The sequence below is a fragment of the Azospira sp. genome (genome assembly GCF_030247495.1).
Taxonomy (GTDB): domain Bacteria; phylum Pseudomonadota; class Gammaproteobacteria; order Burkholderiales; family Rhodocyclaceae; genus Azospira; species Azospira oryzae.
The window spans coordinates 77,456-98,226 of record NZ_JAOTRW010000004.1 but is presented as its reverse complement, the minus strand read 5'-3'; the positions used below and the strand labels follow the sequence as shown (position 1 = coordinate 98,226).

At 66.0% G+C, this 20,771-nt stretch carries 19 protein-coding genes and 1 tRNA gene; 11 read left to right on the top strand and 9 right to left on the bottom strand.

The genetic code is table 11. The annotated features are described in order from the left end of the window. From OEL49_RS06335 to OEL49_RS06315, 5 genes are all read right to left on the bottom strand, one after another. On the bottom strand, window positions 1-2,313 hold the full coding sequence (locus OEL49_RS06335) for a TonB-dependent hemoglobin/transferrin/lactoferrin family receptor (RefSeq protein ID WP_287874231.1): 2,313 nt from the start codon (window positions 2,311-2,313) through the stop codon (window positions 1-3). A 250-nt stretch (window positions 2,314-2,563) separates the two neighbouring features. Further along, entirely contained in the window at window positions 2,564-2,752 is a 189-nt protein-coding gene (gene hemP, locus OEL49_RS06330) for a hemin uptake protein HemP (RefSeq protein WP_014236767.1), read from the bottom strand. After that, window positions 2,736-3,167: an ExbD/TolR family protein gene (locus OEL49_RS06325; protein ID WP_152090707.1), complete on the bottom strand. Its 432-nt coding sequence runs from the start codon at window positions 3,165-3,167 to the stop codon at window positions 2,736-2,738. Before OEL49_RS06325 ends, hemP begins: the two co-directional genes overlap by 17 nt. Next, window positions 3,168-3,911 carry a MotA/TolQ/ExbB proton channel family protein gene (locus OEL49_RS06320; protein WP_014236769.1) on the bottom strand — a complete coding sequence of 248 codons (744 nt, stop codon included), beginning with the start codon at window positions 3,909-3,911 and terminating at the stop codon, window positions 3,168-3,170. Window positions 3,912-3,917: 6 nt separating this feature from the next. Next, entirely contained in the window at window positions 3,918-4,577 is a 660-nt protein-coding gene (locus OEL49_RS06315) for an energy transducer TonB (RefSeq protein ID WP_152090708.1), read from the bottom strand. A gap of 196 nt (window positions 4,578-4,773) precedes the next feature. Here OEL49_RS06315 and ppa point away from each other — a divergent pair, with 196 nt between their 5' ends. The 3 genes from ppa to glnK all read left to right on the top strand — a co-directional run bounded on the left by ppa (window position 4,774) and on the right by glnK (window position 7,479). Continuing rightward, complete coding sequence (gene ppa, locus OEL49_RS06310; protein ID WP_014236771.1) at window positions 4,774-5,322, top strand: inorganic diphosphatase; 549 nt, start codon at window positions 4,774-4,776, stop codon at window positions 5,320-5,322. Between the two features lie 118 nt (window positions 5,323-5,440). Further along, window positions 5,441-7,066 (top strand): NAD+ synthase, encoded by a 1,626-nt coding sequence (locus OEL49_RS06305; protein WP_014236772.1) that lies wholly within the window; start codon window positions 5,441-5,443, stop codon window positions 7,064-7,066. Between the two features lie 74 nt (window positions 7,067-7,140). Continuing rightward, entirely contained in the window at window positions 7,141-7,479 is a 339-nt protein-coding gene (glnK, locus tag OEL49_RS06300) for a P-II family nitrogen regulator (RefSeq protein WP_014236773.1), read from the top strand. Between the two features lie 191 nt (window positions 7,480-7,670). On the opposite strand, the gene OEL49_RS06295 is transcribed toward glnK, so the two are convergent. After that, on the bottom strand, window positions 7,671-8,717 hold the full coding sequence (locus OEL49_RS06295) for a Smr/MutS family protein (RefSeq protein ID WP_287874230.1): 1,047 nt from the start codon (window positions 8,715-8,717) through the stop codon (window positions 7,671-7,673). Window positions 8,718-8,735: 18 nt separating this feature from the next. Continuing rightward, window positions 8,736-9,695, bottom strand: coding sequence for a thioredoxin-disulfide reductase (gene trxB, locus OEL49_RS06290; RefSeq protein WP_014236775.1), 960 nt, complete (start codon window positions 9,693-9,695; stop codon window positions 8,736-8,738). A 156-nt stretch (window positions 9,696-9,851) separates the two neighbouring features. Between trxB and OEL49_RS06285 the strand changes: the two genes are divergently transcribed. From OEL49_RS06285 to serS, 6 genes are all read left to right on the top strand, one after another. Further along, the gene (locus OEL49_RS06285) at window positions 9,852-10,511 is read left to right on the top strand and encodes a Crp/Fnr family transcriptional regulator (protein WP_014236776.1); all 660 of its coding nucleotides are present in this window, start codon (window positions 9,852-9,854) and stop codon (window positions 10,509-10,511) included. A 49-nt stretch (window positions 10,512-10,560) separates the two neighbouring features. Continuing rightward, on the top strand, window positions 10,561-12,876 hold the full coding sequence (locus OEL49_RS06280; RefSeq protein ID WP_287874229.1) for a DNA translocase FtsK: 2,316 nt from the start codon (window positions 10,561-10,563) through the stop codon (window positions 12,874-12,876). After that, entirely contained in the window at window positions 12,876-13,508 is a 633-nt protein-coding gene (gene lolA, locus OEL49_RS06275) for an outer membrane lipoprotein chaperone LolA (RefSeq protein WP_287874228.1), read from the top strand. Before OEL49_RS06280 ends, lolA begins: the two co-directional genes overlap by 1 nt. A gap of 1,150 nt (window positions 13,509-14,658) precedes the next feature. Further along, complete coding sequence (locus OEL49_RS06270) at window positions 14,659-15,984, top strand: replication-associated recombination protein A (protein ID WP_287874227.1); 1,326 nt, start codon at window positions 14,659-14,661, stop codon at window positions 15,982-15,984. Window positions 15,985-16,014: 30 nt separating this feature from the next. Beyond that, window positions 16,015-16,380, top strand: coding sequence for a GxxExxY protein (locus tag OEL49_RS06265; RefSeq protein ID WP_287874226.1), 366 nt, complete (start codon window positions 16,015-16,017; stop codon window positions 16,378-16,380). A 36-nt stretch (window positions 16,381-16,416) separates the two neighbouring features. Further along, a complete protein-coding gene (serS, locus tag OEL49_RS06260) occupies window positions 16,417-17,700 on the top strand; it encodes a serine--tRNA ligase (RefSeq protein ID WP_287874225.1) in 1,284 nt (427 codons plus the stop codon). Between the two features lie 175 nt (window positions 17,701-17,875). Here the strand turns inward: serS and mltF are convergent, their stop codons facing one another. Beyond that, complete coding sequence (gene mltF / locus OEL49_RS06255; RefSeq protein WP_205231527.1) at window positions 17,876-19,312, bottom strand: membrane-bound lytic murein transglycosylase MltF; 1,437 nt, start codon at window positions 19,310-19,312, stop codon at window positions 17,876-17,878. A gap of 120 nt (window positions 19,313-19,432) precedes the next feature. On the opposite strand from mltF, the gene OEL49_RS06250 reads away from it, so the two are divergent. Together OEL49_RS06250 and OEL49_RS06245 are read left to right on the top strand one after the other, a co-directional pair. Beyond that, window positions 19,433-19,525: transfer RNA gene (locus OEL49_RS06250), tRNA-Ser, on the top strand. A 101-nt stretch (window positions 19,526-19,626) separates the two neighbouring features. Beyond that, entirely contained in the window at window positions 19,627-19,983 is a 357-nt protein-coding gene (locus tag OEL49_RS06245; protein ID WP_287874224.1) for a DMT family transporter, read from the top strand. Window positions 19,984-19,995: 12 nt separating this feature from the next. On the opposite strand, the gene OEL49_RS06240 is transcribed toward OEL49_RS06245, so the two are convergent. Further along, window positions 19,996-20,706 (bottom strand): DUF599 domain-containing protein, encoded by a 711-nt coding sequence (locus OEL49_RS06240; protein WP_287874223.1) that lies wholly within the window; start codon window positions 20,704-20,706, stop codon window positions 19,996-19,998. Between the last annotated feature and the right edge of the window lie 65 nt (window positions 20,707-20,771).

The window sequence follows — 20,771 nt, the reverse complement described above, 5'->3', positions numbered from 1 at the left end:
TTAGAAATCCGCCTGCAGGGAGAGGCTGACGTTGCGGCCGGGCTGGGTGAAGAAGCTGGGGCCCGGATCGGTGCTCAGCAGCCCCGCATGGCGTACGTCGCTCCACAGGGTGTATTGCTTGTCGAAGACGTTGTTCACCGCGGCGGTGAGGCGGAAGCGCTTGTCCACCTGCCACCAGGTGGACACATCCATGACGCCGTAGCCGGCCGGCTTGTAGTAGTCGGTGTCGGCGTCGTTGATGCGCTCCTTGGCGGCTGCCAGGCGCAGGCGGGTCTCGCCGCCCCACTGGCCCTTGTCCCAGAGGAAGGAGAGGACGGCGCGCAGGGGCTCGATGCTGTTGAGCGGGCGGTTGTTCTGCTCGTCGTCGCCCCGGGCCGTGGCGATGCTGCCCTGGAAGGCGTAGCCGCCGGCGAAGAGCCAGCTGCCCCGCACTTCTGCGCCCTGGATGCGGACCTTGGACAGGTTCAGCTTCTGGTAGGCGCTGCGGGTGCCGCCGGGGCAGGTGAAGGGGGCTGCGGTGTCGTTACACACCCGCACCTGTTCGATGAAGTCGTCGTAGCGGTTGTCGTACACCGCCACCTTGATGTCGCCGCCCAGGGCCTTGAGGCGGGTGCCCAGTTCCAGGCCGGTGCTCTTTTCCGCCTTGAGGTTGCCGTTGGGCAGGGTGACGTAGTTCTGGGCCGCGTTGTAGAAGAGGCCGTTCACCTCCTCGTAGTTGGGAGCCCGGAAGCCGCGCACCAGCTGGCCGTAGAGGGCCACTGCCGGGCTTGCCTGCCACAGGGCGCCGATCTTGGGGGAGACGGCGGAGTGGTTCTGGCTGGCGGAACTGAGGGTGACGGCGCTGCCGCCGCTGCCGGCCACCTTGCTCATGCCGTCGGGCCGCAGCTTGACCTCGTCGTAGCGCACCCCGGGGGTGAGCAGGAACTTGCCGTCCATGAAGGACAGCTCGTCCTGGACGAAGAGGCCCAGGTTGGTGGATTCGCCGGGGGCGAAGTCCTTCAGGGGATAGGTGTCGCCGGCCAGGGTCTTGCCGGTGGTGCCGGTGGTCAGGTTGTGCACCGTGTAGTCCCGCAGTTCCTCGGTGCGGGTCTGGCGCCAGTCGGCGCCGTAGGCCAGGGAGTGGCTGATCGCGCCGGTCTGGAAGTAGCTGTCCAGCTGCAGGTTGAGGCCGTCGGTCTTCTGGTTGAACATGAAGTTCATGTCCACCAGGCAGTTGTTGCCGGCGCCGGAGGAAGCGGAGCAGCTGGCGCTGGTGTTACTGCGTCGCTGCATGGTGTAGGTCTTGGAATCCGCCTCCTGGTGGTAGAACTTGAGGGCCAGGCGGTCGAACCAGCGGTCCGTGGGTTTCCATTCCCAGTCGATGCCGTAGCGTTCCCGCTTGGTGTTCTCGTCGCCGTAGGTCTGGGTCACCTTGGGTACGCCGATGGAAAGGCGCAGGGAATCCACGTGGTTGTCCTGCTCCCGGTTCTCGTAGGTGAGGCCGATGCGGTGGCCGGCGGCGGGCTTGAGGATGATCTTGGCCAGGACGGAATCGGACTTGGTGTCCTGGGGATTGGGCTGCTCCCGGTTGTAGCCGGTGCCGCCCACATTGCCCTTGTTGTCCAGCTCCTTGCCGTTGCGCTGGCTGTAGGCCAGCAGGCCTTCCACCAGGTCGTTGCCGCCGGCGGCGTAGATGGTGTTCTGGAAGCTGTGGTCGGCCTGGCGCCAGGTGCCCTTGTAGCGCATGGCGCTGCTGCGGCCCTGCAGCAGGTCCTGGGGGTCCAGGGTGAGGTAGCCGACGACGCCGCCGAGGGCGTCGGAGCCGTAGAGGCTGGAGGCGGGGCCGCGCAGGATCTCGGCCCGCTTGAGGAAGTCCATCTCCGGGCCGTCCGGCATGGAGGCGGTGATGTTGGAGGGGCCGCCGCCGTAGTAGTAGTCGGGCAGGCGCACGCCGTCCACCTGCTGCAGCACCCGGATGCCTTCGATGCCGCGGATGTTCACCGCGGCGCTGCCGTAGCGGCGCAGGTCCCGGGAGATGACCACGTCGGCCTCGTTTTCCATCAGCGCCGCCTCGTCGTGGGGCATGCGCCGGTCCAGGGTCTTGCGGTCGATGCTGGTGATGGTGGCGGGAATGAGGTCCGGGTCCGCCTCCTGGCGGGTGGCGGTGACCACCACTTCCTTCAGTTCGGACGTCTGGGCTTGTGCCTGGGCCTGGCTGGCGCCAAGGGCGAGGACGGCGGGGGCGATGGCGGCGACGAGGGCCGCCAGGGGGCGCAGGGGTACTGAATGGGTGGACGCGGGACGTCCCCCGGCGGGGCGGGAAGCAAGGCGCATGATCTCTCCTGATCTTGATGCGTGGCTTGCTGCCCGGCATGAAAGCCTACCGGTGGCTGGCTACGTGTTGTCGTGGGTGGTACGGAAAAACGGGTCGGGCATCCGCCGCTGCCGCCGGGGGCTCTTCGCTTCGAGGAAAAGGGAGGCGCCAGCGCGGGGCCGGTACCGGGACCTCAAAAAAAGAAGGCTGGCTCGCCCGGGGGCTGGCTGGCGGCAAGAGGGTGATGCGTCGAGGGTGAAGCGTTGCTCTTTACTTGGTCAGAATCAGCTTGTTCTCACGGGTCAGGCGGAGCAGGTAGCACTGGCCGCCGTGTTCGATGCGGACCGTGTTGTTGCCGCGGAACAGCTGCCGGCTGGCCACCACCGGGGCTTGCCCGGCGGGCGGGTTGTCCACCGTGACGACGGCCAGGGTGGGCTTGAGCTCATCGGCGTGGTTCATGGGTGCCTCCAGGTTGGGTGACGAAACCGAGTTTGACGATGCCGGCCTCCTTCGCCGCCGCCATCACTTCGGCCACGCGCTGGTAGCGCGTTTCCTTGTCGGCGGAGAGATGGACTTCCGGCTGGGGGTTCTGGGCGGCGGCGCCGGAGAAGCGGGTCACCATCTCCTCAGCGTTGATTTCCGTCTTGTTCCAGTACAGTTTGCCCGCCGCATCCAGAGCCACCTGCACGGTGTCCGGCTTGGGGTCCGCCGGGGCGGCGCTGGCCTGGGGCAGGTCCACCTTGATGGCCTGGGTCATCAGGGGGGCGCAGACGATGAAGATGATCAGCAGCACCAGCATCACGTCCACCAGGGGCGTGGTGTTGATGTCGGCCATGGGCTGGGAGGGGCCCGATTCGAATCCGCCGAAAGCCATTTAAGCCACCTCGGCCAGCTTGCGGGCGCCGGCGTTGCCGCGGCCGTGGGGGACCACGGGGGATTCGGCCATGTGGTGGCCGGTGGTGAGGAAGGTGTGCAGGTCGTGGGCGAAGGCGTCCAGGTCGCCGCCGATGACGCGCAGGTTGCGGTTGAAGGTGTTGTAGGCCAGCACCGCGGGAATGGCGACGAAGAGGCCGGCAGCAGTCATGATCAGGGCCTCGCCGACGGGGCCGGCCACCTTGTCCAGGCTGGACTGGCCGGTCATGCCGATGGTGGCCAGGGCGTGGTAGATGCCCCAGACGGTGCCGAACAGGCCGATGAAGGGAGCGGTGGAGCCGATGGAGGCGAGCAGGGTCTGGCCGCCTTCCAGGTGGCTGGTGGTGCGGGCGATGCCCTGGCGCAGGGCCCGGGTCACCAGTTCGCTGGCGGAGAGGTGGGAATCCAGGTGGGGGGCGCTGCCGGAATGGCTTTCAAAGTGGCTGACGGCCTGGCTGCCGCGGCGGGCCAGGTCGGCGAAGGGGGCGGCAGGTTCCAGGCGGTCCAGGCCTTCCTGCAGGGTGGAGGCGTGCCAGAAGCTGTCGATGGCCACCGGGGCGGCGTGGCGCAGGCGCCACAGTTTCCAGCCCTTGCCCAGGATCACGGCCCAGCTGGCGACGGAGAGGACCAGCAGGACGATGGCGATGAAATGGGAGACGGCGTCGCCCTGGGCCCAGAAATGGGAGAAATCGAAATTGGCTTGCATGATGGCTTAGCTTTCCAAACTGAAAGAAACGGGAATGACGACCCAGGAGGCCACGGCTTCGCTGCCCTGGCGGGCGGGCACGAAGCGCCAGCGCTTCACCGCCTCGAGGGCGGCGGCGTCCAGGCGGGGGCTGCCGGAGGTCTGCTTGAGTTCGACGTTGTCCGTGGTGCCGTTGGGCAGCACGTGGGCCCGCAGCCAGACCTTGCCCTGTTCTCCCAGGCGCTTGGAGGCCGGCGGATAGGTGGGCTTGGGGTTCTGCAGGTAGTCGGCGTCGAACTTGGCTTCCACCACAGGCGCCGGGGCGGCCGGTCCGGGGGGCGCGGCGGCGGGCGCCGGGGGCGGCGGCGCGGAGGAGGTGATGGAGGCGGGCGTCGGTGCCGGGGCCGGTTCGCTCTTCACCGCCTTGGGGGCCGGCGCCTGTTGCTTGATCACCGGCTGGGGCTTGGGCGGCGGAGGAGTCGGCGTGGGTTTGGCGGCGGGCTCCGGAGCCGGGGTGACGAGCGCGATGCTCATCACCTGGGGGGCTTCAATGGGGCTTGGCTGTGCCGTGCCCAACGCCCAGGCCAGGGCGGCTCCGTGCAGCAGCACGGCGGCGCCGACCCAGGGACTCCGGGAAAGCCAGCCGGAGTCGGTCGGGCAGGAATACGGCATGGCTGGTACCAGCATGGCGAGCGGTTTCCTGGGAATGGTTATTAAATGACAACAATTCTCATTCTGCAGATTGTGAGAATTTGTGTCAACTGCTTTTGTTGCTGCGCAATAGGGGGGCGGAGCCTTGTTTTTCCGGGATTTCCCGGCATTTGGTGCCGCGTCGAGGGAGCGCCTGACGTATAATTAGGGACTTTTATAAGGAGACTGATTCATGAACATCGACGCACTGTCCATCGGCAAGGACGTCCCCAACGACTTCAACGTGGTCATCGAGATTCCCGCCCGGGCGCCCGGCATCAAGTACGAACTGGACAAGGATTCCGGCGCCGTGCTGGTGGACCGTTTCATGTCCACCCCCATGCACTACCCCTGCAACTACGGCTTTGTGCCCCACACCCTGTCCGACGACGGCGACCCCGTGGACGTGCTGGTGGTGACGCCCTATCCCCTGCACCCCGGCGTGGTGGTGCGCTGCCGCCCCATCGGCATCCTGCACATGGAAGACGAAGCCGGTCTGGACGCCAAGGTCCTGGCAGTGCCCGTGTCCAAGCTGACCTCCATCTACGACAACGTCAAGGCCGTCTCCGACCTGCCCGACTTGCTGCCGAAGATGATCGAGCACTTCTTCGAGCACTATAAGGATCTGGAACCCAACAAGTGGGTCAAGGTCACCGGCTGGGGCGACCTGGAAGCCGCCAAGAAGGAAATCGTGGACGGCGTGGCCCGTTACGACGCTTCCGGCGAAAAACCCCACTTCTAAGCTGTCCGAGGCGCCGGGGGAGCTTGTCCTCCGGCCGCTTTCCCGCCGTACCCGGTTTTACCGTAGTCCGCCTCCCGTCCTTCCTCGCCCGACGCCTTTCTCCCCGGATCGTCCGCCCATGGCTGCTCCCACTTCCGCCCTTGCCGTCGCCGTCGCCCAGTTCAATGCCGTCCTCGGCGACCTGGCCGGCAACCGTTCCCGCCTGGCCGACCTGGCCCGCCAGGCCCAGGCCCGCGGGGCCGACCTGATGCTGAGCCCGGAACTGGGCCTGTGCGGCTATCCGCCGGAAGACCTGCTGCTGCGTCCCGATTTTTACCGGGCCTGCGCCCGGGAGCTGGAACTGCTGGCGGCTGAAGTGCCGGAGATCGGCATCGTCGTCGGCCATCCCCTGGAAGTGGCCGGCCAGCGCTACAACGCCGCCTCCTACCTGAAGGACGGCCGCATCCAGGCCACCTACCGCAAGCACCGCCTGCCCAACTACGAGGTCTTCGACGAGGAGCGCTACTTCGAAGCCGGCAGCGAGCCCTGCCTGATCGAGGTCAAGGGCTGGACCCTGGGTCTCAACATCTGTGCCGACGTGTGGGAGGCCGGGGCGGCGGAGCAGGCGGCCCAGGCCGGGGCCCAGGCCCTGCTGGTGCTCAATGCCTCGCCCTATCACATGAACAAGGAAGGGGACCGCCTCGCCGTGCTGCGGGAGCGGGTGGCGGCGACCCGGATTCCCCTCATCTACAACAATCTGGTGGGCGGCCAGGACGAGCTGGTGTTCGACGGCGCCTCCCTGGCCCTGTGCGCCGACGGCAGCGTCGGCGCCAGCCTGCCCCGTTTCGAGGAAGCCCTGGAGCTGCTGCAGCTGACTCCCGACGGCCGCGTCAGCGGCGTGCTCCTGCCGGAGCCGGCCCTGGAGGAACAGGTGTATCGCGCCCTGGTGCTGGGGGTGCGCGACTACATCGGCAAGAACGGCTTCAAGGGCGCCGTCATCGGCCTTTCCGGCGGCATCGACTCGGCCCTGACCCTGGTGGTGGCCGCCGAGGCCCTGGGGGCCGACAAGGTGCGGGCCATCATGATGCCTTCTCCCTACACCGCCCAGATGAGCCTGGACGATTCCCGCCAGCTGGTGGAAACCCTGGGCGTGCGCTACGACGAGATCGCCATTGCCCCGGCCATGGGCGTCTATGGCGAGATGCTGGCCCAGGAATTCGCCGGCACCGCAGCCGACACCACGGAGGAAAACCTCCAGGCCCGCATCCGCGGCAACATCCTGATGGCCATCTCCAACAAGAGCGGCAGCCTGGTGCTGACCACCGGCAACAAGTCCGAGATGGCAGTGGGCTACTGCACCCTCTACGGCGACATGGCCGGCGGCTTCGCCGTCATCAAGGACCTGGCCAAGACCTTCGTCTATCGCCTGTGCCGCTGGATCAACCGGGAACGGGAGATCATCCCGGACAACATCATCGTCCGCCCCCCTTCCGCCGAGCTCAAGCCGGACCAGAAGGACCAGGACAGCCTGCCGCCCTACGAGGTGCTGGATGCCATCATGGAAGCCTATATGGAGCAGGACCTGTCGCCCCGGGAGATCGTCGCCCAGGGCTACGCCGAGGCCGACGTGCGGCGGGTGGTGCGCCTGCTCAAGATCAGCGAATACAAGCGGCGCCAGGCACCGGTGGGCATCCGCGTCACCCAGCGGGGCTTCGGCAAGGACTGGCGCTATCCGATCACAAACCGTTATGCTGACGAATGGTGAGCCGACGCGAAGATGACGGCATTCGGTTGGGAATGCCCCGCTGCCCCGCCCAAGAATTTAAATAAGGAGAGTTCATGAAAAAGATCGAAGCCATCATCAAGCCCTTCAAGCTCGACGAAGTGCGCGAAGCCCTGTCCGAAATCGGCGTCACCGGCCTCACCGTCACCGAGGTCAAGGGTTTCGGCCGCCAGAAGGGCCACACCGAGCTGTACCGCGGCGCCGAGTACGTGGTCGACTTCCTGCCCAAGATCAAGGTGGAACTGATCATCTCCGACGACAAGGTGGAGCCCGCCATCGACGCCATCGTCAAGGCCGCCCACACCGGCAAGATCGGCGACGGCAAGATTTTCGTTATGCCCGTGGAGCAGGTGGTGCGCATCCGCACCGGCGAGACCGACGAAGCCGCCATCTGAGGCAAGACACGCCGGCGCCGGCCCCCAGGGACCGGTGCGGCAAAAGGGCCGTCCCACGGGGCGGCCCTTTGCTTTTTGGGGATGGGGAAGGCGTGTTGCCGAGGCATGGCCGCAGAGGCAGGCGGGAAGCCATTCTCCGGCATGGGCAGGCGCCCATGCCCGTCCCTGTTGCCTCCCGGGGCAGGCTGCTTTCAGCCCCGGGAATCGTCCGCCGTGGCGCCCTCCCGGCGGGGATTGCGCAGCAGCACCAGCAGGGCGCCGCTGCCGCCGTCCGCCGGCTTGGCTTCGCAGAAGGCCAGCACTTCCGGATGCTGTGCCAGCCAGTTGCGGGTCAGGTTCTTCAAGAGGGATTCGCCGCCGGGGGAGCTCAGGCCCTTGCCGTGGATCACCCGCAGGCAGCGTTGGCCGCGGCGGCCGCAGCGGGCCAGGGCGGCGCTGAGGAAGTCCCGGGCTTCGTCCCGGGTGTAGCCGTGCAGGTCGATTTCCGTTTCCACCGGGATGCGGCCCCGGCGCAGGTCCGCCAGCAGGCGGCCGGGGGCGCCGGGACGCAGGTGCTCGCCTTCGGCGGCGGTGTCGGCCCGGTCGGACAGGGGCGGGTGGACGGGCGTCGGCGTGGCTGCCGGCGGCTCGGCTTGCTCCCGGGGCCGGGGGCGGGCCGCCGGCAGGGGCTTGTTGAGGGCCGCCTGGTTCTTGTCCGCCAGGGGTGTCACCGGGCCGGCGGCGCGGCGGAAGAGGGCGGCCGGGTCGTCGTCCGGCAGGTCCGGGATGTACAACTCCGGCGTCGCCTCGGCGACCGGCGCGGCGGCCTGGGCTTGGCGCTTCTGCCGCGACAGGCGCGGCCCCACCTCGGCCCGGCCGGTGTCCTTGACCGGGGTGACCTCGCCGACGCTGGCGCGGAACAGGGCCAGGGGGTCGTTGGGGTCGATCCGCTGGGGCCGGGGCGCCGGGGCGCTATCCGTCTCATCCTGCAGCCGGGGACGGGGCTTGGGGGCTGGCTTGGGCTTGTCCAGACGGGCGTGGTTGTCACGGGCCAGGGGCTTGGCGCCGGCGAAGGCCTGGGCCAGCAGGGCGGCATCCTCGTCCCCGGCCGTGGATACAGGCGGCGGCGCGGGCGTGGCAGATGGCCCTGGTGCGGCAGGGGGGGCGGCTTTGGCCTGTTTGGCGGGCTCCAGATGGCCTTTCAGGTCCCGCAGGACCTGAAAGGGGGAGCCGGCGGCGGCCGGCTTGGCAGGCTTCATGGAGCGGTGTTCCAGGGCTTACGCCTGCTCCAGGCCGTCCAGGTAGCGTTCGGCATCCAGGGCGGCCATGCAGCCGGTACCGGCGGAGGTGCAGGCCTGGCGGTAGATGTGGTCCTGCACGTCGCCGGCAGCGAAGACGCCGGTGATGCTGGTCTGGGTGGCGTTACCGGCGCGGCCGGACTGGGTCACGATGTAGCCGTTTTCCAGCTCCAGTTGGCCCTCGAACAGCTCGGTGTTGGGCTTGTGGCCGATGGCGATGAAGACGCCCATGACCGGCACTTCCTGGGTGGCGCCGGTATTGACGTTTTTCACCTTGAGGCCGGTGACGCCGGAATCGTCGCCCAGCACTTCTTCCAGGGTGGAATCCCACAGCACGGTGACCTTGCCTTCTTCCACCTTCTTCATCAGCTTGTCCTGGAGGATCTTTTCGGACTTGAACTTGTTGCGGCGGTGGATCACGGTGACGTGGCTGGCGATGTTGGCCAGGTACAGGGCCTCTTCCACGGCGGTGTTGCCGCCGCCCACCACGGCCACGGCCTGGTTGCGGTAGAAGAAGCCGTCACAGGTGGCGCAGGCGGAGACGCCGCGGCCGGCGAACTTCTCTTCGGAGGGCAGGCCCAGGTACTGGGCGGAGGCGCCGGTGGCGATGATGAGGGCGTCGCAGGTGTATTCGCCGGCATCGCCGATGAGGCGGAAGGGCTTTTCCTGCAGCTTGGCGGTGTGGATGTGGTCGAAGATGATCTCGGTCTCGAAGCGGCGGGCATGCTCCTCGAAACGCTGCATCAGCTCGGGGCCCTGGACGCCGGCCGCGTCGGCGGGCCAGTTGTCCACTTCGGTGGTGGTCATCAGCTGGCCGCCCTGGGCCAGGCCGGTGATCAGCACGGGTTTCAGGTTGGCGCGGGCGGCATAGACGGCGGCGGTGTAGCCGGCGGGGCCGGAACCGAGGATGAGCAGGCGGCTGTGGCGTTGGGTGGTCATGGCGTTTCTCTCGCGGTCGGATTTTCGGGTCGGGGGGGAAATTATAGCGAAAGCGGGGGGGCTGTAGCCGAACTCGCCGGCGGCGGTGGCGCGTGACGGATTTGGCATATAATCGGCGCTGATTTATCCACACCACAAGCAAAAATAAGGCTGAGTATGCAGGTTGGGAGAGGACTAAGCCTCGCCACGCTCCGGGGCTTGCCCATGTTTGAGCGTGTGCCGGACAGCGAACTGGAACATCTGGCCCGGGTATCCACCTATCGCAAGGTGACCCGGGGTACGACCATTGTGCGGGCCGGCGACGTCACGGACTCCCTCTACATCCTCATCTCGGGCAGCATCAAGGTGCTCAACAGCGATGAGGAAGGGCGGGAAGTGATCCTGGCCATCCTCGGCACCGGCGAGTTTTTCGGCGAAATGGGCCTGCTCGATGGCGAGCCCCGCTCGGCCAACGTGGTGGCCCTGGAAGTGTGCGAGGTCCTGATCATCGCCAAGGCTGAGTTCCGCCGCCTCCTCACCGAGCACGTGGATCTGACCTTCTACCTGCTGCGCAGCCTGGTGCAGCGCCTGCGGGAAGCCGACCGCAAGATCGAAAGCCTGGCCCTGATGGACGTTTTCGGCCGGGTCGCCAAGCTGCTGCTGGAGTTTTCCGAGATGCAGGAAGGCCGGCGCATCGTCACCCGCAAGCTGACCAAGCAGGATATCGCCAAGATGATCGGCGCCTCCCGGGAAATGGTCAGTCGGGTGATGAAGGACCTGGAAACCAGCGGTTACATCGAAGTTCAGGACGGCCGCATTGTCCTGCACGAAATCTAAGGGACGCTTGCCGTTATAATCGGGCGAACCTACCAACTGTTCGCCGCCAATGGCCGTCCCCCAATCCGCCCGTCGCAACTCCGATAAGTCCCCCAGCCCCCTGCCGGAAAAGATTGCCGTCATCCTGCAGGAATCCCGCTGGCTGGCGCTGGTGGTGTTCGCCGGCTTCCTCTCCCTGGCCCTGTGGGGCTACGACCGGGCCGACCCGGGCTGGTCCCATGCGGCCCAGGTGGACGCCCTGCACAACCCCGCCGGCCGTTTCGGCGCCTGGCTCTCCGATCTTCTGCTCTATCTCTTCGGTGCTTCCGCCTGGTGGTGGGTCACCCTCATGCTGGCCCTGGTGTGGTGGGGCTACCGCCGCCTCGACGGCCTGCGCGGCAACGGCGACCGCCGCCCCCTGATCGTCGCCGCCATCGGCTTCCTCCTCCTGCTGGTGGCCAGCTGCGGCCTCGAAGCCATCCGTTTCTACACCCTGCGTACGCCCCTGCCCCTGGTGCCCGGCGGCATGCTGGGCCTTGAGTTGGGCAACGCCGCCGTCGCCGCCCTCGGCTACACCGGCGCCACCCTGGTCCTGCTCACCGGCGTGGTGCTGGGCTGGAGCCTCTTTTCCGGCATGAGCTGGCTGTCCACCTTCGAGCGTCTGGGCACCCTGGTGGAAGGCACCTATTTCGGCATCCGCGGCCTCATCGAGCGCTGGCAGGATCAGCGCATCGGCCGCGAAGTGGCCCGGGAGCGGGAAGCCGTGGTGGAAGTGGAGCGGGCCCGGGTGGAAGACCACGAGCCCATCCGCATCGAAATCGTCGAGCCCGAGATCGAAGTCTCCACCAAGGTGGAAAAGCGCATCGAGCGGGAGCGCCAGACGCCCCTCTTCCCCGAGGCGGTGGAGGGCGGCCAGCTGCCGCCCCTGCACCTGCTGGACCCGGCGCCGCCCCAGACCGATCTGCCGGCGGCGGACACCCTGGAATTCACCTCCCGCCTCATCGAACGCAAGCTGGCTGACTTCGGCGTCCAGGTGAAGGTGCTGGCCGCCTACCCCGGCCCGGTCATCACCCGCTACGAAATCGAGCCGGCGGTGGGCGTCAAGGGCGCCCAGATCGTCAATCTGGCGCGGGACCTGGCCCGGGCCCTGGCCCTCATCTCGGTGCGGGTGGTGGAAACGGTGCCGGGCAAGTCCTGCATGGCCCTGGAACTGCCCAATCCCAAGCGCCAGGCCGTGCGCCTCTCGGAAATCCTTTCCAGCAAGGCCTATTACGACATGGCCTCGCCCCTCACCGTGGCCCTGGGCAAGGACATCGGCGGCCAGGCCACGGTGGCCGACCTGGCCAAGATGCCCCACCTGCTGGTGGCCGGCACCACCGGTTCCGGCAAGTCGGTGGGCATCAACGCCATGATCCTGTCCCTGCTCTACAAGTCCACCGCCAAGGATGTGCGCCTCATCCTGGTGGACCCGAAGATGCTGGAACTTTCCATCTACGAAGGCATTCCCCACCTGCTGGCGCCGGTGGTGACCGACATGCGCCAGGCCGCCAACGCGCTCAACTGGTGCGTCGGCGAGATGGAAAAGCGCTACAAGCTGATGAGCGCCATGGGCGTGCGCAACCTGGCCGGCTTCAACGCCAAGATCCGCGAGGCGGAGAAGAACGAGCAGAAGATTCCCAACCCGCTCTCCATCACCCCCGAATCCCCCGAGCCCCTGACCGAGCTGCCCTATATCGTGGTGGTCATCGACGAGCTGGCGGACCTGATGATGGTGGTGGGCAAGAAGGTGGAAGAACTGATCGCCCGCCTGGCCCAGAAGGCCCGGGCCGCCGGCATCCACCTCATCCTGGCGACCCAGCGGCCCAGCGTGGATGTGATCACCGGCCTGATCAAGGCCAACATCCCCACCCGCATCTCCTTCCAGGTCTCCAGCAAGATCGACTCCCGCACCATCCTTGACCAGATGGGCGCCGAAGCCCTGCTGGGCCAGGGTGACATGCTCTACCTGACGCCGGGCAGCGGCTATCCCACCCGGGTGCACGGCGCCTTCGTCGCCGACGACGAAGTGCACCACGTGGTCGAATACCTGAAGAAGACCGGCGCCCCCGATTACATCGAGGATGTGCTCAGCGGTGCCGGCGGTGACGAAGATGGCGGCGGCGACGGCGAGGGCGGTGACGACCCCGAAAACGACCCCATGTACGACCAGGCCGTGGAGATCGTCCTCAAGACCCGCCGGGCCTCCATTTCCCTGGTCCAGCGCAACCTGCGCATCGGCTACAACCGGGCCTCCCGCCTCATCGAAGCCATGGAGCGGGCCGGCCTGGTCTCCGCCATGGATGGCCGCGGCGGGCGCGAAGTGCTGGGCCGCAAGACGGAAGAATGATGAAAACTCCCCCCAAGTTCCTGCTGGCGGCCCTCCTGGCCGCCGCCCTGCTGCCCGGCGCCGCCCAGGCCTCCGGCGTCGCCAAGCTCAAGTCCTTCCTCGACAACACCCGCAGCCTGCGGGCCGAGTTCGTCCAGTCCGTGGTGGCCAAGAGCGGCCGCAAGCCCCAGAACTCCGCCGGGCTGATGATGTTCCAGCGCCCCGGCAAGTTCCGCTGGCAGGTGGAAAAGCCCTATCCCCAGCTGATGGTGGGCGACGGCGAAAAATTCTGGATCTACGACCCGGAACTGAAGCAGGTGACGGTAAAGAAAATGGGCAAGACCCTGGGCGCCACCCCGGCCGCCCTGCTGGCCGGCGAAGGCTCCGCCTCCCTGGAAAAGAACTTCACCCTGGCCGAAGGCGGCGAGAAGGACGGCCTGGAATGGGCCGAAGCCACCCCCAGGAGCGCCGACTCCGGCTTCGAAAAAGTCCGCCTCGGCTTTGCCGGCGACAACCTGCGGGCCATGGAACTGCACGACAGCTTCGGCCAGACCACCGCCCTCATCTTCAACCGGGTCGAACGCAACCCGTCCCTGGCCCCCGGCCTCTTCCGCTTCACCCCGCCGCCCGGAGCGGATGTGGCGGGGGAGTGAGGGGCTACAGACGTTAGAAATTTGTGGCGAAGCACATCCTTCCGGTGCCCATCTGGAGAACTGATACAAGGCCTAAAGTTGGGCTCGGAATATTCCGCAGAAACAAGGGCTTCCATCGTCCCAAGATTGCTGAGTCAATCTGGACAATCAGGTCATCAAGTATTGCTACATCGTAAAGCTGGTCTGCGAATCGTCAGCCAACATTTCGATTACGAGTAGTCACCGAACGTCAGCGCCCTTGCATCCTTCTCTAGTCGCTGTATGGATATCGGTCCCAGCTGGGACGTCCCACACAAAATAGGGCGGGTGCTTCCAAGGGAGGTCAAATACAGTTCTAAGAAGTCCATTTTCTGTCTTCCGCAACTGGACATGGCCACCCTCGGTACAGAAGGCTTTAGTAAATCCTGGATCATCAACGCGTACGGTGTAGTCGCCTTTCCTTGCTCGAAGTTCGGCATCTACTGTGGAAAGCATAAATGACGGAACACACTCTCGCTCTTCGAGGGTGCTCTCCTCATAAATCTGATTCTGTGGTTCTCCTACCTGTGTGAGTTCTATCCGGTTGAAACAGTAATAGAGCTATCCTTTCGGGGTTCTTTTTTCGGTAAGCCGGCTAATTCGCCACATCGGAAGGTTAGGTGCGGTGCATCTTCCAGAAATGAACTTGGCCCATCCCTCACGCAAGAGATCCAATTGAGTTTTGGTGTCTGCAAGATCAATTACGTCGCTTTCGTTGGCGCATTGCATCCAGTTGTGCTTGAGCATGTATAGCGGCGATTCTGCATGTACCAAGCCGGTGAATGTTATGCAGACTAATGCTGAGAGAGCTTGAAGCCAGTGATATCGCATGTGCTGGAGTGCTCGCATGGTTGATGTGATGGACTACTGTAGTGGTGAAATTTTGAAGAGAAAACACTAGGGCAGCTTGCGGGCTGAGTTGTTCAGGCGAATTGCTCGACTTCGTTTCAGTTGCGACTAGTCTTTCTGAAGTATATCCGGGATGCGTACGCCTTCGTCATGGCGAACGCCTGGGGAACGGAAGCTGACGAAGCGAACGTGTTTTTGCCTTGAGCATGGTGCATTGGGCCAGTTACGCCTTAAGGTAAACTGCGGCTTTTGCACGGGCAGTCCTGCTGCCAATGGATTCTGAGTGAACGATCTTTTTTCCCAAGGAACGGTGGATGCCGGGGCGCCCCTGGCGGAACAGTTGCGGCCGCGTGCGCCCGACGAGGTGATCGGTCAGCAGCATCTGCTGGGGCCGGGCAAGCCCCTGCGTTTGGCCTTCGAGTCGGGGCAGCCCCATTCCATGATCCTGTGGGGGCCGCCCGGGGTGGGCAAGACCACCCTGGCGCGCATGATGGCGACCCAGTTCAACTGCGAGTTCATTGCCCTTTCCGCTGTTTTCTCCGGCATCAAGGAAGTGCGGGAGGCGGTGGCCCAGGCCGAGATGTGGAAGGCCCAGGGCAAGCGCACCATCCTCTTCGTCGATGAAATCCACCGCTTCAACAAGGCCCAGCAGGACGGCTTTCTGCCCTTCGTCGAAAGCGGCCTGTTCACCTTTATCGGCGCCACCACCGAGAACCCTTCCTTCGAGGTCAATTCGGCCCTGCTTTCCCGGGCGTCGGTGTATGTACTGAAGTCCCTGGACGAGGCGGAGATGGGCCAGCTGTTCGACCGCGCCCGGGAAAAAGCCCTGGCGGAGCTGGACTTCGACGAGGAGGCCCGCACCCGCCTGATCGGCCTGGCCGATGGCGATGCCCGGCGCTTTCTCAACCTGCTGGAGCAGGTACGCACCGCGGCCCGCACCGCCAAGCTGGCCAAGGTGGATGGGGCCTTTATAGAGGCCACCATGGCCCAGAGCCTGCGCCGCTTCGACAAGGGCGGCGATGCCTTCTACGACCAGATTTCGGCCCTGCACAAGTCGGTGCGGGGCTCCAACCCGGACGGCGCCCTCTACTGGTTCTGCCGCATGCTGGATGGCGGCGCCGACCCCCGTTACCTGGCCCGGCGCATCGTGCGCATGGCCTGGGAAGACATCGGCCTGGCCGACCCCCGGGGCAGCGAGATCGCCATGAACGCGGCCCAGACCTACGAGCGCCTGGGCTCGCCGGAAGGGGAGCTGGCCCTGGCCCAGGCAGTGATCTACCTGGCCTGCGCCGCCAAATCGAATGCCGCCTACAACGCGTATAATGCGGCACGCGCCTTCGTCGCCAAGGACGGCTCCCGCCCGGTGCCCGAGCACCTGCGCAACGCCCCCACCAAGCTGATGAAGGATCTGGGCTACGGCAAGGATTACCGCTACGCCCACGACGAAGCCGAAGGCTACGCCGCCGGTGAGAACTACTTCCCCGACGGCATGGTGCCCGCCACCTGGTATCAGCCGGTGGAGCGGGGCCTGGAAATCAAGATCGGCGAAAAGCTCGCCCACCTGCGGGACCTGGATGCCCAGGCCGCCCGCAAAGGCAAAAAAGGCTAGCCACAGAGGGCACAGAGGACACCGAGTGTCATGGCAGACCAACTGACCCAGCAGATTATCGGCGCCGCCATCGAGGTGCATCGTCTGCTGGGGCCGGGGCTGCTGGAGAGTGTCTATGAGGAGGCCCTCTGCCATGAAATGTCCCTGCGGGATATTTCCTTTGCCCGGCAGGTGGCGGTGGAGGTGGTGTACAAGGGCCGGGTGATTGCCGGCCAGCGCCTTGATCTGGTGGTGGCCGATGCCGTGGTGGTGGAGCTGAAGTCCCAACGGGCGCTGCCCGAAGCAGTATCGGCCCAGGTCTTGTCCTACCTGAAGGCAACTGGTTTGAAACGTGGTTTACTTATCAACTTTGGCGAGCCCAGGCTTGCCGACGGCGTGAAACGATTTTCTCTGTGATCTCTGTGCCCTCTGTGGCAAAAAGGTTTTGATTCCATGCTCGACATTCAACTGCTCCGCAACGACCTCGACGCCGTGGCTGCCCGCCTGGCGACCCGCGGCAAGGCTATCGACTTCACCCAGTTCTCCGCCCTGGAGGCCGAGCGCAAGACCCTGCAGACCCGCACCCAGGAGCTGCAGGCCAGCCGCAATTCCCTTTCCAAGCAGATCGGCATGTTGAAGGGCAAGGGCGAGGATGCTTCCGAGGTGATGGCCCAGGTGGCCGCCATGAAGACCGAGCTGGAGCAGGCCGAAGCCCGCCTCACCGAGCTGCTGGGCGAGTTCAACGCCATCGTCGCCGCCATTCCCAACCTGCCCAATGAAACCGTTCCGGTGGGCAAGGACGAAACCGACAACGTGGAAGTGAAGCGCTGGGGCACGCCCCGCACTTTCGACTTCGAGGTCAAGGATCACACCGACGTGGGCGAATCCCTGGGTCAGCTGGATTTCGCCGTGGCCGCCAAGATTTCCGGCGCCCGCTTCTCCGTCATGAAGGGCCAACTGGCCCGCCTGCACCGGGCTCTCGCCCAGTTCATGCTCGACACCCACACCGGCGAGCACGGCTACACCGAGGTCTATACCCCCTACCTGGTGAATGCCGCCAGCCTCTTCGGCACCGGCCAGCTGCCCAAGTTCGAGGAAGACCTGTTCAAGATCGCCCGGGCCGATGCCGAGCCCCTGTACCTGATCCCCACCGCCGAAGTGCCGGTGACCAACATCGTGCGCGACGAAATCCTCGCCGCCGAGGCCCTGCCCCTGAAGCTGGTCTGCCACACCCCCTGCTTCCGTTCCGAAGCCGGCTCCTACGGCCGCGACACCCGGGGCATGATCCGCCAGCACCAGTTCGACAAGGTGGAGCTGGTGCAGATCGTGGCCCCCGAGAAGTCCGCCGAGGCCCATGAAGAGCTGACCCGCCACGCCGAAACGATCCTGGAAAAGCTGGAGCTGCCCTACCGCCGCGTCACCCTGTGCACCGGCGACATGGGCTTCTCCGCCGCCAAGACCTACGACCTGGAAGTGTGGCTGCCGGCCCAGAACACCTACCGGGAAATCTCCTCCTGCTCCAACTTCGAGTCCTTCCAGGCCCGCCGCCTGCAAGCCCGTTTCCGCAACGAGAAGAACAAGCCGGAGCTGGTGCACACCCTCAACGGTTCCGGTCTGGCCGTGGGCCGCACCCTGGTGGCCATCCTGGAAAACTTCCAGAACGCCGACGGCTCCGTCACCGTGCCGGCCGTGCTGCGTCCCTACATGGGCGGCCTGGAGAAGATCGTCGCCGCCTAAGCCGCGTCGCTCTCCGCAAAAAGCAAAGGCCGGGAAGATCCCGGCCTTTTTCTTTGCCCCGGCTGCAAGGCAGGCGGGGCGGGCTTCCTGGCATGGCCTGTCTGGATAATGGCTTGCTGCCTGCCTCTGCGCCATGCCCCGTTCGACCTTGGCGCCTTGCCTGTCCGGCGGTGCCTCAGTGTCGTTTCTTGCCTTTCTTGTCGCCCTTTTTCTCCTTCCTTTCCGCCACCGGCTTGGGCGGAATGTAGGGCGGCTCGTGGCGGGTGAGGATGTCGTAGAAGATGCGGATGTTCTCCACCATGATCACCGCTTCGCCACCCCGGGCGCGGCCGCTCTTCAAGCGCCGGTAATACTCGGGGCGGGAGAGCAGGGGCAGCACCCGCTTCATCTCGAACCAGGAATCCGGGTCCGCCTCGGTGCTGGGGGCGATGGCAAGGCCGCCCTTCATGTGGCCCAGGCCCAGGTTGTAGGCGGCCAGGGCCATCCAGGTGCGGTCCGGCTCCTTCACCGTTTCCGGCAGCTGGTCCCGGATGTCCGCCAGGTAGCGGGCGCCGGCGCTGATGCTCTGTTTCGGGTCGAGCCGGTTGGAAACGCCGAGGCGGTCCGCCGTTTCCTCGGTCAGCATCATCATGCCCCGCACCCCGGTGGGGCTGGTGGCCATGGGGTCCCACTGGGATTCCTGGTAGGCGAGGGCGGCGATGAGGCGCCAGTCGATGCCGGTACGGGCCTGGGCCGATTCGAACTGGGTGCGGAAATCGGGCAGGAGGCTGCGGGTGCGCTCGAGGAACTGCACCACGTCAAACTGCTTCAAGCGGCGCACGTGGCCGAAATAGCGGTCCTTCAGGCGCACCAGGGTGCCGTCCTTGTGCACCCGGCCGAGGAAGGCTTCGGCCTTGGCCACCAGCTCCGGGTCCGCATCTCCGGGGAAGAGCCAGGCGATGGGCTGGGGCTCGCCGATCTGCAGGGTGGCGCTGAGCTGGGGATAGTAGTTCTGGGCGATGTCGAGGATGGGGCCGTCGGTGAGGGCCAGCTCGATGCGCTGCTCGGCCACCGCCTGCAGCAGGTCCAGGTCGCTCCATTCCGGATGTTCCTGCACCGTCACCGGCGGATTGAGGGCCGGCAGCCCGGCCAGCAGGTCGGCGTGGCGGCTGCGGGCCACCACGTGCACGGTGCGTCCGGCCAGCTGTTCGGTGCTGGTGATGGGCAGGGAGGCCTCGTGCTGCACCAGCAGGTGGCTGCTCTGGAAGAAGGGAGTGGTGGCCTGGAATTCGCTGTTGGCCACACCCGGGTGCCAGACCAGCCAGGCGGCGGCCATGTGGCCGGCGCCCCGCTTCAGGGCCTGGGCCACTTCCCGGTAATTGCCGACGGAAACCAGCTTCAGCTTGAGCCCGGCCTCCTCGGCGAAGAGGCTGACCAGGTCGTACTCGAAGCCGGCCCCGGCTTCGCCGCCGTTGTCCTGGGCGCCGGGGGTGTAGGTCAGGGGGCCGGGGCTGGTGAGAACCACCAGCTCGTTGCTTTCCCGCCAGGAGGCCACCTTCCTGTCGGCACAGGCGTAGACCAGGACCAGGGCAAGCAGGGCAACCAGCAGCCAGCGGAATACCTGTGGACGCATCCTCGCCTTTCCGGGGTTGTCCGGGAAAAAAGTTCCCGGATTGTGCCATGGACGCCCAGCCCGACAAAGGGGCCCAGGTCAGCGCCCGGGGCGGCGAATCGTGCTAAAATCCGCCTCCCCGGTGAGGTACCGAAGTGGCCATAACGGCGCTGACTCGAAATCAGATGGTCAGGGAAACCTGGCACGTGGGTTCGAATCCCACCCTCACCGCCACTCCTTTTCTGCTTCTTCCGGCGGCGCCTGCCGCCCGCTGCGGGGACGACCCCGCCAGCGTCCGTACCTTGGGGACGGCCCCGTTGTCACGGAGGTCGCCCATGTTTTCCCCCACTACTGTCTTTTCCCTCTCGCCCCTGCTGGCCTGGGCTGTGCTGCTGCTCGCCGGTCTGCTGGAGATCGGCTGGGCCTTGGGCCTCAAGTCGGCGGCCGCCTCCTCCCGTCCGGCGTTGATGTGGTCCGTCACCCTGGCGGCCATGGCGGCGAGCGTGGGCCTGCTGGCCCTGGCCCTGAAACAGCTGCCCCTGGGCTTGGCCTATGCGGTGTGGACGGCCATCGGCATCGCCGGCACCGCCCTGGTGGGGGTTTTCCTGCTGGGGGAATCGGCCAGTCCCCTGCGTCTGTGCAGCATCGGCCTGATTCTGGCCGGGGTGGCCGGGCTCAAGCTGAGCGCCTGAGCCCTTTGTTTCTCAGGTGCCGCCGCCGGGCGGGCGCATCGCCAGCAGGGTCTCGGAATGGTAGTCGCGGCGGTAGAGCACCACCACGATGATGCTGGTAACCACCAGGAACAGGCCCGGACCCACCAGCCAGGTGAGGGCGGCGAGGCCGAAGTAGTAGGCCCGGATGCCCCGGTTGAAGTCGTCCCCGGCGTAGCTGTTCACCGCCGCCATGCGCCGGGCGCTGGCTTCCAGTTCCGGATCGGTGTCGCAGCTGCCGGTGGGGGCGGCGCCCACCAGGATGGAGAGCAGGTTGAACTGGCGCAGGGACCAGGTGAACTTGAAATAGGCAACGACGAAGACGCCGAAGAGTAGCAGCAGCTTCAGTTCCAGCAGGTCCCGGGTGACTTCCCGGGCGAAGGGGAAGTCGGCGGTGACGGAGACCACCTTGTCCAGGGTGCCGAGCACGGCGAAGAGGCCGGCGATGATGTAGATGGTGGTGTTGGCGTAGAAGGAGACGCTGTTCATCAGGTTGCCGATAAGGGAGGCGTCGGTGATGCGCACTTCCCGCTCCAGCAGGCGCCGCGCCCATTGCAGGCGGTAGGCGTGGCCCTGGCCCACCAGGTTCTCCCGGGCGTGAGGCCCCCGTTCGGCGAAGAAGACGTAGCCGATCCAGCAGAAGAGGAACCAGCTCAGGGCGCTCCAGTCGAGCAGGGTCAGATGGGCCAGGGGGCCTTGGGGCATGGGGAATTCCGCGTCAATGAAAGCCGATGGGCCGATTTTGCCACAGCCGGGGCCGGGCCGTTCCC

Bases quoted from the DNA above. Each gene is read 5' to 3' on its own strand.
- OEL49_RS06335 (WP_287874231.1), bottom strand. From the start codon at position 2,313: ATGCGCCTTGCTTCCCGCCCCGCCGGGGGACGTCCCGCGTCCACCCAT.
- hemP (WP_014236767.1), bottom strand. From the start codon at position 2,752: ATGAACCACGCCGATGAGCTCAAGCCCACCCTGGCCGTCGTCACGGTG.
- OEL49_RS06325 (WP_152090707.1), bottom strand. From the start codon at position 3,167: ATGGCTTTCGGCGGATTCGAATCGGGCCCCTCCCAGCCCATGGCCGAC.
- OEL49_RS06320 (WP_014236769.1), bottom strand. From the start codon at position 3,911: ATGCAAGCCAATTTCGATTTCTCCCATTTCTGGGCCCAGGGCGACGCC.
- OEL49_RS06315 (WP_152090708.1), bottom strand. From the start codon at position 4,577: ATGCTGGTACCAGCCATGCCGTATTCCTGCCCGACCGACTCCGGCTGG.
- ppa (WP_014236771.1), top strand. From the start codon at position 4,774: ATGAACATCGACGCACTGTCCATCGGCAAGGACGTCCCCAACGACTTC.
- OEL49_RS06305 (WP_014236772.1), top strand. From the start codon at position 5,441: ATGGCTGCTCCCACTTCCGCCCTTGCCGTCGCCGTCGCCCAGTTCAAT.
- glnK (WP_014236773.1), top strand. From the start codon at position 7,141: ATGAAAAAGATCGAAGCCATCATCAAGCCCTTCAAGCTCGACGAAGTG.
- OEL49_RS06295 (WP_287874230.1), bottom strand. From the start codon at position 8,717: ATGAAGCCTGCCAAGCCGGCCGCCGCCGGCTCCCCCTTTCAGGTCCTG.
- trxB (WP_014236775.1), bottom strand. From the start codon at position 9,695: ATGACCACCCAACGCCACAGCCGCCTGCTCATCCTCGGTTCCGGCCCC.
- OEL49_RS06285 (WP_014236776.1), top strand. From the start codon at position 9,852: ATGCAGGTTGGGAGAGGACTAAGCCTCGCCACGCTCCGGGGCTTGCCC.
- OEL49_RS06280 (WP_287874229.1), top strand. From the start codon at position 10,561: ATGGCCGTCCCCCAATCCGCCCGTCGCAACTCCGATAAGTCCCCCAGC.
- lolA (WP_287874228.1), top strand. From the start codon at position 12,876: ATGAAAACTCCCCCCAAGTTCCTGCTGGCGGCCCTCCTGGCCGCCGCC.
- OEL49_RS06265 (WP_287874226.1), top strand. From the start codon at position 16,015: ATGGCAGACCAACTGACCCAGCAGATTATCGGCGCCGCCATCGAGGTG.
- serS (WP_287874225.1), top strand. From the start codon at position 16,417: ATGCTCGACATTCAACTGCTCCGCAACGACCTCGACGCCGTGGCTGCC.
- mltF (WP_205231527.1), bottom strand. From the start codon at position 19,312: ATGCGTCCACAGGTATTCCGCTGGCTGCTGGTTGCCCTGCTTGCCCTG.
- OEL49_RS06245 (WP_287874224.1), top strand. From the start codon at position 19,627: ATGTTTTCCCCCACTACTGTCTTTTCCCTCTCGCCCCTGCTGGCCTGG.
- OEL49_RS06240 (WP_287874223.1), bottom strand. From the start codon at position 20,706: ATGCCCCAAGGCCCCCTGGCCCATCTGACCCTGCTCGACTGGAGCGCC.